The sequence below is a fragment of the Leptospira sp. GIMC2001 genome, from assembly GCF_028462125.1.
Classification (GTDB): domain Bacteria; phylum Spirochaetota; class Leptospiria; order Leptospirales; family Leptospiraceae.
Map to the genome: position 1 here is coordinate 258,797 of NZ_CP115468.1, position 14,475 is coordinate 273,271.

Below are 14,475 nucleotides of genomic sequence, written 5' to 3' on the forward strand. Positions count from 1 at the left end.
ATAATCTATCTGGTGGGACGGGGCTTAAGCCCTGTCCTGGTTTCCAAAATCCATCCAATCACCAAACATTATTCTCGGCGAGACAAATTAGATTTCAGAATCTATGCAATCTGTGCTAATTCATCATCAAAACATAAATTTGAAAAAATTATTCATCTTTTGGTGTAATTGGATATAGATTCTGAATTGCGGTAAAAAGATGATCAAAAGATTGATAAATTGCCCGTTGAGTATTAAGAATTGTCGAGAATAATATCTTTGGAAATAATTTCTTTACAAGTCCTAAGCTGATCCGATTGGTAAAATTCATTTGTCTTGCTTCGCGAATTCTATTTTCTTCCAAAGAAATTAAGGACGATGGAAGATATTCATCTACTTGCCAATTTTGTAATATTGGTTTTAGTGATTGTGTGAAGTAGTCTTGCAAGGATACAATCTCAGCATCCAAAAATTTATTATCTGAATCTTGTAAATTTTCCCAATCTTCAATCAAGTATGTTATATATTTGGCTGAATACAAGAGACTTTGAGATGATAAACTCAGTTGTTGGATTTTCTCTGAATCGTTATGACCTAGTTCATGTTCCTGTAATTGTGAAGAATAACTAAATATCTCGACCTGCAAGGACTTGATATAATGATAAATTTCATTTGGTTTTTGATTCTGATCCAGATTTAAATCCCGAGGAAAAAAATTAAAAATTTCCAGAACTTTTTCCTTGCCTAGAACAATTAGCGAATTGTGGTAGAGCACAATAAAAAGCAATCTTTGAACTTCCTTATGCAATGATTCAATTCCTGCTTCAGGATAGATTGGGGCTGTATTTGTAAGATACACGGCATATGACTTTTGTGAATCTGGAAAAAGAAGATTTAGATATCTAGTAAAAGTATTCAATAAAGGAGCGAAAATTACAATCCCTAATCCGTTGAATACAGTATGGAATAGGGCGAGTCCTTGAACTTGACTTTCTCTAGATAATTCTAAATAGTTTATAAAGTATCCTATTGCTGGTAATAATAAAAATGCTATAAATCCTGTTATGACATTGAAGAAAAAATGACCAGCTACAACTCTTTTTCGAATTGGAGTTCCACCAATTGATGTGAGAATTAGAGGAAGGACGTTTCCGATGTTTGCTCCGATGAAAAAAGCACAGGTGGAAGTGTAGTCCATGATTCCTGCATGAAAAGTTGTCATTGCTATTGCTAGAGATGCTGAGCTAGACATCATTATTGCCGTAACCATTGCACCTAACATAAGATACACTAATTTCCCATAATTTGGAATCAGTGCCAAATCAATTCGATCCGTGAAATCCGTAACGGATACTTTCATGTAGTCAAGTCCCATGAAAAGAAATCCAAAACCCGATACCAGTTTTGCTAGATTAGAATATCTTTCGGATTTACCTAGTAGAATCGTTCCGAGTCCACCTAAACCAATCATTGGCATCGCAAAGGATTCAATATTGACTTTGAATCCAACACTTGCAACAATCCAAGTTGTACCTGTTGTTCCAAGATTTGATCCGATTACAACACCGATCGCATTCTCCATCGAGATTACTCTTGCGCCAACAAATGCGAGTGCCATCAAGGAAACGGCAAAACTGCTCTGTAGAACGGCTGTTGTTGCAGCTCCTGCGCTGATTGATTTGATACGACCGTCAGTTGCTTTTTGCAGAAAATGTCGAAAAGCCTTGCCTGAAAGTTTGCGGATTGCCTCTTCTATTAGAAACATGCCGAATAAGAAAATTCCTAATCCGGCAAGAAATTTCCATTGATCGAAATTGTTCCAGAACATTTCAAACGTCACAACAATTACCTCGTGTGATCAATGGAAAATATTAATTAAAGCTGGTAAATTATTTAAAGATTGGTTACATCACATTTACTTGATGGATTTCCAGATGCCTCAATTTTAAATTCACAGTTTACTCTATATTTGAAAGTTTGGCCAGCGTAAGTTTTAGTAAGATTAGTATTTACACCTCCAATACTTCCTGTAAGCGCTGCTGTTCCGACTAAAATGTCAGAGTAATCAGCTTGGAATGTGAAAGAATTGGTTCCAGTAGTTGTTGAAAAATTAGTTAAAGTAGTATTGATCTGCAAATCAATGGATGATTTAACACCACTCAAAACTGTTTCTGCTCCGTTGCCAATTTTTAGATTGGTGGATTCTATATTAGAAGTTTCCAATAACTTAATATCGTATTTTTGTTCAGTTTGGGTAGTTCCTGCTCCTATACTGAATTGGTAATCACTTGAACTATCAACGGATATATTTCCAGTGGCGACCGATCCAACATAGTTAGGAAAGTTAAAATAATCTGCTCCATAACTTGAGCAATTGGTTAGCTTGATATTTCCTTTACTTGTACCTTTGTATCCTGCGGTTCCTTGAGCAGTCAACGATACTACCAATTTATCAAGCGTTGCAGTGCCGCCTTGTTGACAGTTCACATCACCATTTAAAGTTGCATTGCAAGTTCCACCTGTGCAAGATCCACTTTCAGTCTGAATAGCTGTTGGAAAGGATTTTGGGCTTATATCTTTTAGAATTTTCTCACGAATGATTTGATTCTGCATTTTTGCCATGAACTCATCTTTAGTGGGAATTTTTTTCTTAAAATTCATTAAGCTCGCTTGGGAAGAGGCAGTTCGAATTGATGCTGAAACCCCTGCTATGGCAACTCTTACGCTACTAGCTGTCTCTCCTTGCGCTGTTCCACCGCCTCCACTTAAGAAACTAAGTAGAAGAAGATTCTCAGCTGTCTTATCGTCTTCACTTTTCTCGCAGGAAATTACCATGAAACTAGCAGCGATCGCCAGAATCGTACCGATTAAAATTTTTGTGATCTTTGTTTTCATTTTTACTCCAAATTAATTTTTGTATTGTCTCATTGGACAAGTATTATTATATTCTGTCAAATAATATTAGCAAAAGAGAATTCAATTTTATTATTATAATTTATAAATAAATATAGTTTAGCTGAAAGCTAGGAAAAAAGAATTTATAGACTAATTTCTCAAATGCCTTACAATATTTAGCGTTCACTATATACTATTTGGTATAAAGATTTTGATGTCACAATTACTGAACATTGTTCGTAATAAATAATTTGAGGAAACTTCCTGGAATTACTAACCCAACGCTTCCGCCTACCACATATCCGAAATTAGCTCTTTGAATTCCAATGCATTCTCCGGACATTGTGAACACTCCAGATCCCGAACTTCCTGGGAAGGATAGTCCGTTAGTTTGAATAAACGGAATCTGGGGATATGTGATATCTGTTTCAATTCTGTTTAAATGGGAAATGTATCCCTTAAACAATGAATTTTTGAGACCGTAAGCAGATGAAAATTGATATACATCATCTCCTACGGATAATTTATCACGATCAATAATATCTGACAACTCTAGTCCTTCTTCATTCTCTAATTCTGGAATCTTGATTAATGCAAGGTCAAAAAGGAATTCTTTTGCGACTACTTTTGCTTTTAGTTTTTGAAAATTGGCATAACTAACTGAAATTTTATTTTCATATCCGGTAACAGCATGAAACACAGTAAGCGCATAACCATTTTTATTCAATAAAACTCCTGAAGCGATTGGCCTTTCATCTGCTTCACGATAAATGGAAATGGAATGATCCTTGAATTTATTGTTTTTACTGAATCCACTGGATGAATTCTTGCAATTAAATATAAAAATATTTAGTAGAATAACGAATATTGAAATGAATTTTGAATCTAAAGAAAATCTCATATCCAAGATTGGTACAATCAAACTCCCTTATTGTAAATAAAAATTTACTAAAGATTATTTATTATTGTAGTTTCTCGATTGGCAATAGATTGTCTAATGAACTGATCCTCTGAAGTTACGTAAAGGCAAGGTAAAATGAAGATAGCGGTAACAGGGGCCAGTGGATTTATTGGTCTCAATCTAATCAAAGAATTATCAAATACGGATCACGAAATTTTTGCTCTTTCACGTTCTCCGATTCCAAATTTACCTCCAAATGTTAATTGGAGGCATTGCGAACTTTTTAGCGCTCAGAGTACATTAGATTCTTTGATTGGAATAGATATTGTTTACTATCTTGTTCATTCTATGATGCCCTCCTCAAGATTATTTCAAGGGAATTTTCATGACTCTGACCTTCTTATTGCAGACAATCTGTCCAGATCTTGTCAATCAAATCGAGTGAATCATATCATTTATCTTGGAGGAATTATTCCAGAAGGATTTATCAGTCAGCATTTGCAAAGCCGTAGAGAAGTAGAAGGCGTATTGCAATCGAGTGGAATTCCTGTTACCGTTCTTCGATCGGGTATGATCGTTGGTTCGGGGGGATCTTCATTTGAAATACTGAAAACCTTAGTTAAGAATTTACCCGCTATGATTCTACCGCAATGGACAACATCTAAGACGCAAGCGATATATATAAATGATATAGTTGCAGTTTTGATTGAATCAATTCGCAATTCAGCTTTTAAAAACAAAGTTATTGATTTAGTTAATGGTGAAAAATTAAACTATAGAGACCTTATGGTCATAATGGCTAAGGCTTTAAAAGTCAAAAGGCTGATGATACCTGTTCCTTTAAATTCTACAGGCTTCAGTAAACTTTGGGTAACTTGGTTTGGAAATTCCAATTATTCATTGGTGTCACCTCTCATCGATAGCTTGTTATGTGATCTACCTCAGCCGGAAATGGATCCGCTTATAAAAAATCTAATTCAATACACAAGTTTTGAAAGAATGATTAATGAAGTACTAAAGCATGAAGAAAAATCCTTTAGAAAAATGAATCAAGATGTCAGTCGTCCAAAAAGAAAAATAAAACATCGAAAAAGTGTTCGTTCTATTCAGAGACTCCCTTCTTTAACCCATCAAAACAGCGACTGGATAGCTCGTGAGTATATGCGGTGGCTTCCGCATATATTTCGATCATTGATCAGGGTTGATGTGGAAGAAACTTCATCCAAGGTTGCCTTTAGATTCTCTTTTTGGAAAAAGCCATTATTAGAACTTCAATATATAGCTGGAAATTTTGACGAAGATCGGCAAAAATTCCATATTATTGGAGGATTTTTATCGAAAACTGGTGATACAGGCTGGCTAGAGTTTCGTCAAGTGCAGAACAAGATGTACACTTTGACTGCGATCCATGAATTTGTACCTTCCTTACCTTGGTATATTTATATACTTACTCAAGCTCCAATACATAGATTGGTGATGTTAAGTTTTGGCAGACATTTAAAACAATTTCAAAAAAATTAGAAATTTAATTTTGAATGTGAAAACTGAATTTTTAACATAAGTAAATTGTCAAAAGTTGACAACAAAGTAAGGAAATTACAATGATTGTTGTTAGCTGACGGGAAATTCTTCTTTTCCATCGGCATATTTTGCAAACCTTCCTTTATTTTGTGAATGTACTGGTTCATGAGTTGGCCATGGCCATCCGCCAAATTCTGTTTTTCTATAGTCATTGAATGCTTGTTCAATCTCTTCTCTAGTATTCATTACAAAAGGTCCATACTGTGCAACAGGTTCCGCAATTGGCCTTCCTTGCAGAAGAAGAAATTTACTCGTTGTTTTGCCATTTTCAATTTTAACATCTGCATCAGATTGAAGTGTGATACGATGATATTCTGGAATATCTTGATCGTCTATTTTTATATCTTTCCCTTGAAAAAAATATAGATTTCGATTGATTCCAGGACTCGCCTTATCCAAGTTAAATATTGCATTGGATTCCATTTCGATAATTGCAATCACTACCTCATTTTTTGGATCAGCTGCCCAAGAATTAGGAGGAGGATTCAAAGAATTCATGTTTTGAAATACTCCAGATATTAACTTAATTTTGGTTTTATTGTTATTTTGATCCTTGATTTCTAATACTGGGATTTTCTCTTTCCATAACATTGAAAAATGCGGATCTACAAATTTACTTTTCGATGGTAAATTCATCCAAATTTGAAAAAGTTCCAGTGTATTCTCAGATTCTGATTGCAATAGAGGAAACATTTCAGAATGTTGAATGCCCGATCCAGCTGTCATCCATTGAACATCTCCATCGCCGTATCTTCCCGATGCACCTTGAGAATCGGCATGATCCACTAATCCTCGCTGAACAACCGTTACAGTTTCAAACCCTCGATGTGGATGCCCTGGAAATCCAGGTACTTTATCGCCATGATACATTCGCCATCCGTCTTTTCCTGCAAAATCTTGACCTAGATCACGACCGGCAAGTGATGCATTGGGACCAAAATTAGCATTGCCTTTTGGATAATAATCTTCATGATGCACACAGAATAAAAAGGGATCTGATGTTGGCCATTGAAATCCTAGTTTAGCAATGCCTTGTATAGAATTGATTTTCATAATTGATGCCTCTTTTGATGATTTCTGCAATAAATAATTTCTAATATAGAATCCTGGTACGGATAGACCTGCTATGCTTAGGAAAAGTCCTTTCAGAAACCCAGATCTTGATATACTTTTGTTCAACATTTATAATTCACTAATCAATCTCAAATTCAAGATAGATTTCTCATTTCTCAGAATCAATTTCATAGCTGTTAATTAGACAAGAATAAGGATGAATTAGTTCAATGTCAAACTAATTTTTGTCAAAATTGCGCTTAAATTTTAAAATCTATGATCTTCAATGATTGATTATCTACATGTAGAATTAGTTATTTTGCAAATCCTCAAAGGTAACGTCCAACAACTCAAAACCTTTACAGGATTGATGGTCAAAATGCCACCATTCAGTTGGATTAACTTGAAAACCATATTGAGACATGATACTTATAAGTAAGGATCGGTTTTCTATTTGATTTCGATCCTTTAAAGGGTAATTCGACCAAGCTTCTTTGCGAAAAGAATCAAATTCTGTAGGCATATTCAGTTCTTCTAATGTCTTTGAATTTGATAATGTTAAGTCGATTGCGCAACCTCGATTATGTTTTGAACCTTTCGCCGGTGATGCAACATAACGAGTGTCCCCGATAATTTCAAAAAATAGAACTGTTGCAGAGTAAGGTCTGTACGCATCGAAAATTTTTAAAACGTAACCTAGTTTCAAAAACTCTTTTTGAGCTTTAGATAAATCCTTCGCAACATTTTTACGGGCAAATGCTTTTGGTTGATTATAAATTACTTGTTTAGTGAAATTATTTTTGGTTGCATAGCGTATATCTAATATTAAGTCTGGGATGAATAACTCTAAATCAACCAATTCCTTTTCTGGCTGCAATTTAACCGAAAGTTTATAATTCTTTTTGTCCAAAACATTGAGGTGATTCTTTTTTGTTTGCGCAGCAATTTGTGTAAAAAAAATGAAAAGTAAAATATGAGTAATTAAATAAATATTTATATTCATACAAATCTATTCTATCATACCTTTGATTCCAATAAAGGTTCGTACATCATCCAAGCCATATTTTCTGTAATTAACCTATCTTCAATTAATTGTCCAGTTAGTTTTGAAGTGGTTTTCCTCCGAATTTTATTTCTTCTAGTATATCCACCCCAAGGTTCAGAATAGAATCCATGTTCAGATTCATAGACTTGATATTCATAAGGAATTTCTATATCGGATCTCCATTCACCTTTTAACTGATCGTTATCAATCCAAATATGTAAGCAAAATGAATTCTTTGTCGTATTCTTAATTTGCAAATCTATATAATTGTAAGAGATTGTCGCGCCTGATCCAAAAGGTAAAGTTCTCTCCGAATCTGGAAAAATATCAAAACTGTGGCGCCAACGTTCTTTTACTTCCAATGGGCTATGGAGAGTCATCCAATAAATTAAATTCGCCATCTGGCACAAACCTCCACCCGTACTTTCGATAAAGGATCCATTTTGGAGTTGCATACCTGGCAGATAACCTTTTGATTTCTTAGGTTTACCTACCGAATACCAAAATGAAAATACTTGATTCGGATTTATCACTAGGCCATCCAAATTCAAGATAGCTAGTTCCAAGTTAATTTTTTTATTCTCCTGCAAATATTGCGGTACGTTTTTTAACTTTCTATATATTGGAGAACTATGCTCAAAGATTACTATAGGAAATTTTTCCTCACATATTGATTTTGATACTAAGTCTTTAGCATAATTTTTCGACTCAAGCAACCAAACAAAATATCGTTTGCATTTATAAAATATTTTTCCAAAAAAAATTCTAATAAACCCTCTATTAATTTTTCTATAGGTCTTAGGAATATTGGAATTTATTTTCTTAAAAACCATAAGTATGTTTCCTGTTAATAAAACCCGGTCTTAACCTATATGGATTTCTCCAGGATTTTGCAATTGTTAAATATTTTGAATTACGTTTTTCAAGAATCATTAAGTAGTGATCCCATTCTTCCTCATTAACTAATAAGTAATTACCAAACGGCTCAATATAAGAAAAAATTAACTTCTTCTGTTCATCCTTACTTGACTGAAGATTTTCTAATCGTAAGCCATAGATTGCTCGATAGATTTTTTTGCCATGAGGTAATTCTGCATTTGCTTTATCATCTGGTTTCCAAGATAAACAGTCTTTTCTAAAATGAAAATGATAGAATTCGCAAAACCCATGGTGTGCTATCAGCAATCCGTTGTCCGGGATAAGCGAAATTTTTTCGGATGGAAAAATAAATTCTTCGTAGGAATAGCGGAATAGATCTGGACGAGTTAGAAAAGTATGAATCCAGAGAAAACTCCCTATTAACCAGATAAGCAAATTTAATTTATTGAATGGAAAAAAAATTTGTGATATTATTATGAGACTTAAAAGAAATCGAAATTGTATATCTGCAAAATGCAAGAGAGGTATAAGGAGTAATAAACCAATAAAAGATAAGCTACGTTTGATTTGATCTGCATTTGACTGGTTAATGATAAGTACATAAATCCATTCCCAAATAATTCCAGCACCTACTAATCCGAATGCCGCGATTATAGGAATGCTGTCTTCACCTTTATAAAATCTAGAATTGCTATTCTCAGGCAATATGTATGAAAAAATTAATGCGAAAATTATTAATAAGGGATATAAATATTTTGGAATAAAATATATAACAAAAATTCCCAGTCCTATAAATCCGACCATAACATGAAACCAAACTGACAATCCAAAAAACAATGCGGAGCCAATGATCCTTATAACCGGTCTAGTTAAATAAAAAAAGCCAATTCCTATAATTAAAAATCCTAAAGACCATGCTTGCTTAGGATATAAAAAAGCTACTAATAAAATTGAAAATGAAGGTAGAAAGATTTTTGAATTATAAATTTTTTGAAAATAAAACCTTCTCGCTATAGCAATGGAAAAGACTAACCAAATAGCAGTTGTTATTTGAAAAAATAGAAGTGCAGTTTCATTTATTCCAATAAAACGAAATATGAATGAAACAATATAAAAAACCGGTGAAATATCATTAGAATGTAAAGTTCCTTCTTCAATAATCGAAATTGCTTGAATTCCGTACCAGTATATATCTTTTCCGAAAAGCAACTTTAATTGGAAATCTGGATTTTATTTCCAATCAATTCTAATTCATTGCTTTCATTCTTAGTAATGTTTAAAGTATCACTGAATATTATCGTTGAGGATTCCTTTTTGGTTTCCGAATATTGTGTATCGTTCTCTTCAAGAATCGTTAATACTTCATGATCTCGGCCAAAAATTTTTATCTTAGCTTGTTTATCATCTGCTGAGAGAATAACCCAATTTCCATCAAGAACTCTTTTATCTAAAGAGTCATCTCGCCATATAACAAATGATCCATTAGATCTGAAAACGTAATCTAATCTACCTTCTTCCATATCACCGATAAAAGCTTTGTTAGTTAGGTTTTCTAGAATTGTTCCTTTGCTTTGTTCTTGAATTGATTTTTTGAATTTTTCGACATTTGCATCCTTAATTGTAAATCTTTTTCCATCTTTGCCCAAAAGAATTACTTCTGCAATGATCGTATCGTCCCAAGTTTTGCCCCGTCTAACTTTCTGAATGGTGAATTTGAAATTATTGCCTGAGATGGGTTTGGAAAAAAATATCCTCTGTCCGCCTTGTTTATCTTCGACTGGAACGGCAAAAGAATCTTGACCATTGGAAATTAAAAGTTCAGTAACGGAACCATTCTTGTAGAATAATTCATCTAATCTCTGATAGCCGTTGAAAATTTCGATTCCAGCAAGTTCAATTTCATCGGCTAATTTCAATTGGAAAAATTCACCGATTCCGCTTGATTTTGCACCTTCCACCCAAGCGAAATCAACACTACCATCAAATAATGCATAGCTTGGATAATTCGGTAGAGTGCTACTTGCAGTTACTTCACCTTCGATGGGTTCCGGATAAACTACTTCTAATTTTGTATTATTTTTATAAAATGAAACATCTTCAATTCCATTTCCAGTCGAGGGAAGTAAGTAAAGCACATGAACTCCAATGGATCGATTGGTTTGTGGATTGGTATTAGAACAGTTGGATCTAGATTCATAACTTCCATTTATATAGACATCGACCCATCCATCAGGATTTTGACAAACTATTGAATATTGATTATAGGTTGCCTTTCCATCTATCAAACCAGGTTTATTCCAATTGGTTGCGCTCGTAAAAAAAATAGTGATGCCATCTAAACTTGTTTCAGGTTTCCAAGATTTTCCTTTCTTGAAAATATCTATTGGATTAGTGCCCAACGCGGATGATGAGGCTTGTATTCTCTCAATGATTATTGAATTTTCGAAATTTTTCTCTTTACAAAAAGCTAAGAATAGAAGTAAAAATATTATTTTTATAATTTTCATAGAAGCCCTCTCTTTTCCTATCTATTGAAAAATTGGAAAGTCATTCAAGAAAAAATTTACTTATTTCTTCGAGCATAGCAATTATTTTGAGTTTTTCGCGAAGTTTTTTTGAATTTCGATGGTTTCTTAATTGAATAACGATATTTTCATTCCTAATACCGATAAATAGATTTGCATATTGTTAATTTTTATGAATGATATCTAGACGCAAAGTGGATGAATAAGGATTTCTTAATATTGAATTATCCGTATAAATTGTATTTATTATAACGCAGGCTGCGGAATCAAATCCGATAAAATGGAAGGGATAATTATACGATCTCTGAGATCATTTTTCTTATCAAATTCTGATTTTTAAACTAATTTTAATTATCTATATGAAAATTCTAAACTTGATGGATTGAATCTGGATCTAAGGGTTAAGATAGAAGTATAACATTGACTTGTTTAAAAATCAATTTATTGTTTAGGAGATTGTTATGGAGATTTCATTTTTTAAAGGTGTGCCACTAAGACTCAAATTCATGAACACAATCTCAAATACATTTTTGGTTTATAGAAGAATAAATTCAAAGGATCGTCCCCATAAAATTAATTTTCGATATTTATTAAAGATTTATGTGATCACAGTTTTTACAATTCTATCGATTGGATGCGAACCTAAGGATAACGATGATAATATTGGATTGTTTTTTCTTATCGCTAATTCAGTGCCTGGAGAAGAAATCACAACCTATCAGAATAAATCTCGCTTGGAAATGTTGCGTAGTTTTGATTCGCAGATTATCGAAGGTTTAGCTGAAAGCGTAGCTCCCGATGCAAGCGGTGCAATGGGAAGAAATAAATCAGCGTATTTTCATGTACGCTTTCAATTTGGTATCCAAAATTTAGCTGATTATTCAGTGGTTAGTAGAAATCCAACAGTTCTTGATACAACAATCAAAGCAATAGAGTATTCCTTCAATTATCAGAAAGAAGATGGAAACTTTGAAATAGTAGTTCCGAATGAATTAAATGGACAAACTCCTAACGCTGCGGACTTTGCAAGCGGTGTATCTTTTTTCCTTTCTTCATTAGGTTTAGCTCTGGTAGATTTCAATCAGAGTGAATGGTACAATTCGTCCGCTAATGCGTCTTTTAAATCTAGAGTTGAGAGTCTAAGACCTAAGATTGATTTAGCTGCTACTTGGTTGCTTTCTCAAAAGCAGACACTTCAAATTGGAGACCAAAATGCTCCTAATCGCCTCTTTTTTAATTCATTAGCTTTTTATAGTTTGGGAATTTGGCTGGATCGCGATGATTTACTCCAAGCTGGAAAGGAGTTTGCGGAATTAGGAATTGCAAAAATTACAAATGACGGTTATTTCTTAGAAGGTGGCGGTTGGGATAGTAGTTATCAAGGTGTAGCAAATAATGTTGCTATAGGCATATTTTCTATATTAGAGGAAGACAAAGAATGGAAAACAAGTCTGTGGAATACCATAGTGAAAGGAACGAGTTGGCAGCGCTCCAGGATTCTTCCATCTGGTGAAATTTCATTAGAGGGAAATACAAGAGTTTATCCTGGAGGTGAGTCTTTTCTTGGTGTTCCTAAAGCGATCGATTGGAAGCCAACAATGAGTAGTTTTCTCATCAGAAGTTATTATACAACCGATGCAATTTATTTAAATCTTGGAAACAGAGTAAAGGGATATTACAATCAATAAAAATATTAGATTATAAATCCCAGAATTTTTAAATCATAGTCGATGTTTATTCCGCTGAGATTTCAATTTTTGATTTGAGACCAAATCTATGAAGGATCATTGTCATAGGACAGAATCCAGTTATAGATAGGATAATCAAATTGATTCCAACTAGACCTGTTAGAATAAACCAATACTGATGAACCAGCAATCCGAGTGTGATACTCGTTAAAATAAATATACCGGCTATTAGCCAAACCACGCGTTCCAGATACCAAGAATCGGTTTTTAGTAGAAACATAAAGCAACGATCTCCTCATATACTATACTGTGTATGGTATATGAGTTCCAAAATCCATCTTCCCACTATAGGGTCAATTTATTTTTTATATAAAAATTTCTATTGGATGAGTTAGAGTATTTTGGAACTTTGCAAGCTAGGTTATTGAGTTGAGCATTTTAAATCTGTCCATACCCACCATCGGCAATTATATCGGCTCCTGCAATATAACTTGATTCTTCACTTGCTAGAAAGAGCGCAACCTTTGCCATCTCAGCACTGGTTCCAAATCTTTTAGCAGGGATTCCAGCAATCATATTATTTGCAAATTCTTTCAGATTCTCCGGAGGCATTCCTAATTTTTCATAGATAGGAGTATCAATCGCACCGGGAGACAAAACATTAAATCTTATCTGATCAACTGGAATTTCTGAAGTCCAACCTCTCGCAAAACTTCGAACAGCTGCTTTTGTTCCAACATAGACACTGCTACCAGGAAATCCTTTATTAGCAACTACGCTTGCATTGAGAATTACAGAGCTTCCTTGATTGAAATATGGAAGTGCTTTTGATACTGTAAAATATAGACCTTTTACATTGGTATCAAATTGTTGATCAAAGAAATTTTCATCTACATCTGATGTAGGTTTGAAATACGCAACACCAGCATTAGCGAACAAAATGTCCAGTTTATTATACTTTGTATCAATATGCTTATAAAGACTATCGAGCTCTTTTAGATTCGATACATCAGTTTTTACAATGTCAAATTGGTCTCCTAATTCCGAAGTCGCTTTATCAAAGCTCTCTTGCGAGCGAGCTGTAATGATTACCTGTGCACCTTCTTTTTTAAATAGTTTCGCAGTTTCCAATCCGATACCCGAATTTCCACCAGTGATCAATGCGATTTTTCCTTTTAGTCTCATAATACTCTCCTTGGTTTAAAATGAACCGTTCGGTTCAATATATTTTATGATCATTTTTTTGCAAGTTTTTAATTGAACTTTTCGGTTCAAAATAAAGTATAGGAAGCATGGGTCGGACTAAATGTTTTCAGCGCGAAGAGGTTTTGGAGAAATTGGTACCGGTTTTTTGGAAGAAAGGATTTGCTGATACAAGCCTTCATGACATAGAGAGCGCAACTGGGGTAAATAAATCAGGACTCTATTCTGAATTTAAGAATAAAGAAGATTTATATTTAGAAAGTCTCAGATTCTATCTGGAAACCAATACCATTGTTGAAACACTAAGAGTAGAGCCACTTGGGTGGAAGAATATTGAAAACTATTTAAAATTTGGATCTACATTTGCTGAACTGAAAGGTTGCTTTGTGGTGAATGCGATTCGAGAAATCTCAATACTGCCTAAGAATACAAAAAATCTAATAATTGAATATTCCAAAAAATCCAAAGATCTATTGATTCAAAATTTAGAATCCGAACGAGTCTTCAATCCAGAAAAGGTTGCGGAAATGATATCTTCGTTCAATTCCGGGATTAGCATAGAATTGAATTTAGATGAATCTGCTGATCCAACAGAAAAGATTCATTTGTTCCTGGAATATTTAAAAAATTTTAAAATCAAAAGTAGATAAATCGATCTTTTGACGACAAAGTTCAATTTTTAAGTATTAAAATGGCACAATATAAGCAAATTCCCATTTTTAATCT

General features: G+C 33.8%; 13 protein-coding genes. 3 read left to right on the top strand and 10 right to left on the bottom strand.

From position 1 onward, the window contains the following. Nucleotides 1-148: 148 nt before the first annotated feature. The 3 genes from O4O04_RS02725 to O4O04_RS02735 form a co-directional block, all read right to left on the bottom strand. Nucleotides 149-1,807 (bottom strand): Na/Pi cotransporter family protein, encoded by a 1,659-nt coding sequence (locus tag O4O04_RS02725; protein ID WP_272534014.1) that lies wholly within the window; start codon nt 1,805-1,807, stop codon nt 149-151. Between the two features lie 65 nt (nt 1,808-1,872). Beyond that, nucleotides 1,873-2,874: a hypothetical protein gene (locus O4O04_RS02730; protein WP_272534015.1), complete on the bottom strand. Its 1,002-nt coding sequence runs from the start codon at nt 2,872-2,874 to the stop codon at nt 1,873-1,875. Nucleotides 2,875-3,097: 223 nt separating this feature from the next. Then, nucleotides 3,098-3,796 (bottom strand): S1C family serine protease, encoded by a 699-nt coding sequence (locus tag O4O04_RS02735; protein WP_272534017.1) that lies wholly within the window; start codon nt 3,794-3,796, stop codon nt 3,098-3,100. Between the two features lie 114 nt (nt 3,797-3,910). Between O4O04_RS02735 and O4O04_RS02740 the strand changes: the two genes are divergently transcribed. Then, on the top strand, nt 3,911-5,296 hold the full coding sequence (locus O4O04_RS02740; protein ID WP_272534018.1) for an NAD-dependent epimerase/dehydratase family protein: 1,386 nt from the start codon (nt 3,911-3,913) through the stop codon (nt 5,294-5,296). Nucleotides 5,297-5,386: 90 nt separating this feature from the next. On the opposite strand, the gene O4O04_RS02745 is transcribed toward O4O04_RS02740, so the two are convergent. From O4O04_RS02745 to O4O04_RS02765, 5 genes are all read right to left on the bottom strand, one after another. After that, nucleotides 5,387-6,538: a pirin family protein gene (locus tag O4O04_RS02745; RefSeq protein ID WP_442915924.1), complete on the bottom strand. Its 1,152-nt coding sequence runs from the start codon at nt 6,536-6,538 to the stop codon at nt 5,387-5,389. A gap of 181 nt (nt 6,539-6,719) precedes the next feature. Further along, nucleotides 6,720-7,412, bottom strand: coding sequence for a M15 family metallopeptidase (locus tag O4O04_RS02750; protein WP_272534020.1), 693 nt, complete (start codon nt 7,410-7,412; stop codon nt 6,720-6,722). Between the two features lie 14 nt (nt 7,413-7,426). Continuing rightward, the gene (locus tag O4O04_RS02755) at nt 7,427-8,287 is read right to left on the bottom strand and encodes a VanW family protein (RefSeq protein WP_272534022.1); all 861 of its coding nucleotides are present in this window, start codon (nt 8,285-8,287) and stop codon (nt 7,427-7,429) included. Beyond that, nucleotides 8,277-9,542, bottom strand: coding sequence for a hypothetical protein (locus tag O4O04_RS02760; protein WP_272534024.1), 1,266 nt, complete (start codon nt 9,540-9,542; stop codon nt 8,277-8,279). The genes O4O04_RS02755 and O4O04_RS02760 overlap by 11 nt, the downstream gene beginning before the upstream one ends. A gap of 2 nt (nt 9,543-9,544) precedes the next feature. Continuing rightward, nucleotides 9,545-10,840: a discoidin domain-containing protein gene (locus O4O04_RS02765; protein WP_272534025.1), complete on the bottom strand. Its 1,296-nt coding sequence runs from the start codon at nt 10,838-10,840 to the stop codon at nt 9,545-9,547. Between the two features lie 479 nt (nt 10,841-11,319). On the opposite strand from O4O04_RS02765, the gene O4O04_RS02770 reads away from it, so the two are divergent. Further along, a complete protein-coding gene (locus tag O4O04_RS02770) occupies nt 11,320-12,546 on the top strand; it encodes a hypothetical protein (protein ID WP_272534026.1) in 1,227 nt (408 codons plus the stop codon). 46 nt (nt 12,547-12,592) lie between these two features. Here O4O04_RS02770 and O4O04_RS02775 read toward each other — a convergent pair whose 3' ends face one another. Both O4O04_RS02775 and O4O04_RS02780 read right to left on the bottom strand, forming a co-directional pair. Continuing rightward, nucleotides 12,593-12,826, bottom strand: a complete 234-nt coding sequence (locus O4O04_RS02775) for a YgaP family membrane protein (protein ID WP_272534027.1) — start codon at nt 12,824-12,826, stop codon at nt 12,593-12,595. Nucleotides 12,827-12,984: 158 nt separating this feature from the next. Continuing rightward, on the bottom strand, nt 12,985-13,731 hold the full coding sequence (locus O4O04_RS02780; RefSeq protein WP_272534029.1) for an SDR family oxidoreductase: 747 nt from the start codon (nt 13,729-13,731) through the stop codon (nt 12,985-12,987). Nucleotides 13,732-13,838: 107 nt separating this feature from the next. Here O4O04_RS02780 and O4O04_RS02785 point away from each other — a divergent pair, with 107 nt between their 5' ends. After that, complete coding sequence (locus O4O04_RS02785; RefSeq protein ID WP_272534031.1) at nt 13,839-14,399, top strand: TetR/AcrR family transcriptional regulator; 561 nt, start codon at nt 13,839-13,841, stop codon at nt 14,397-14,399. The last annotated feature ends 76 nt before the right edge of the window (nt 14,400-14,475 follow it).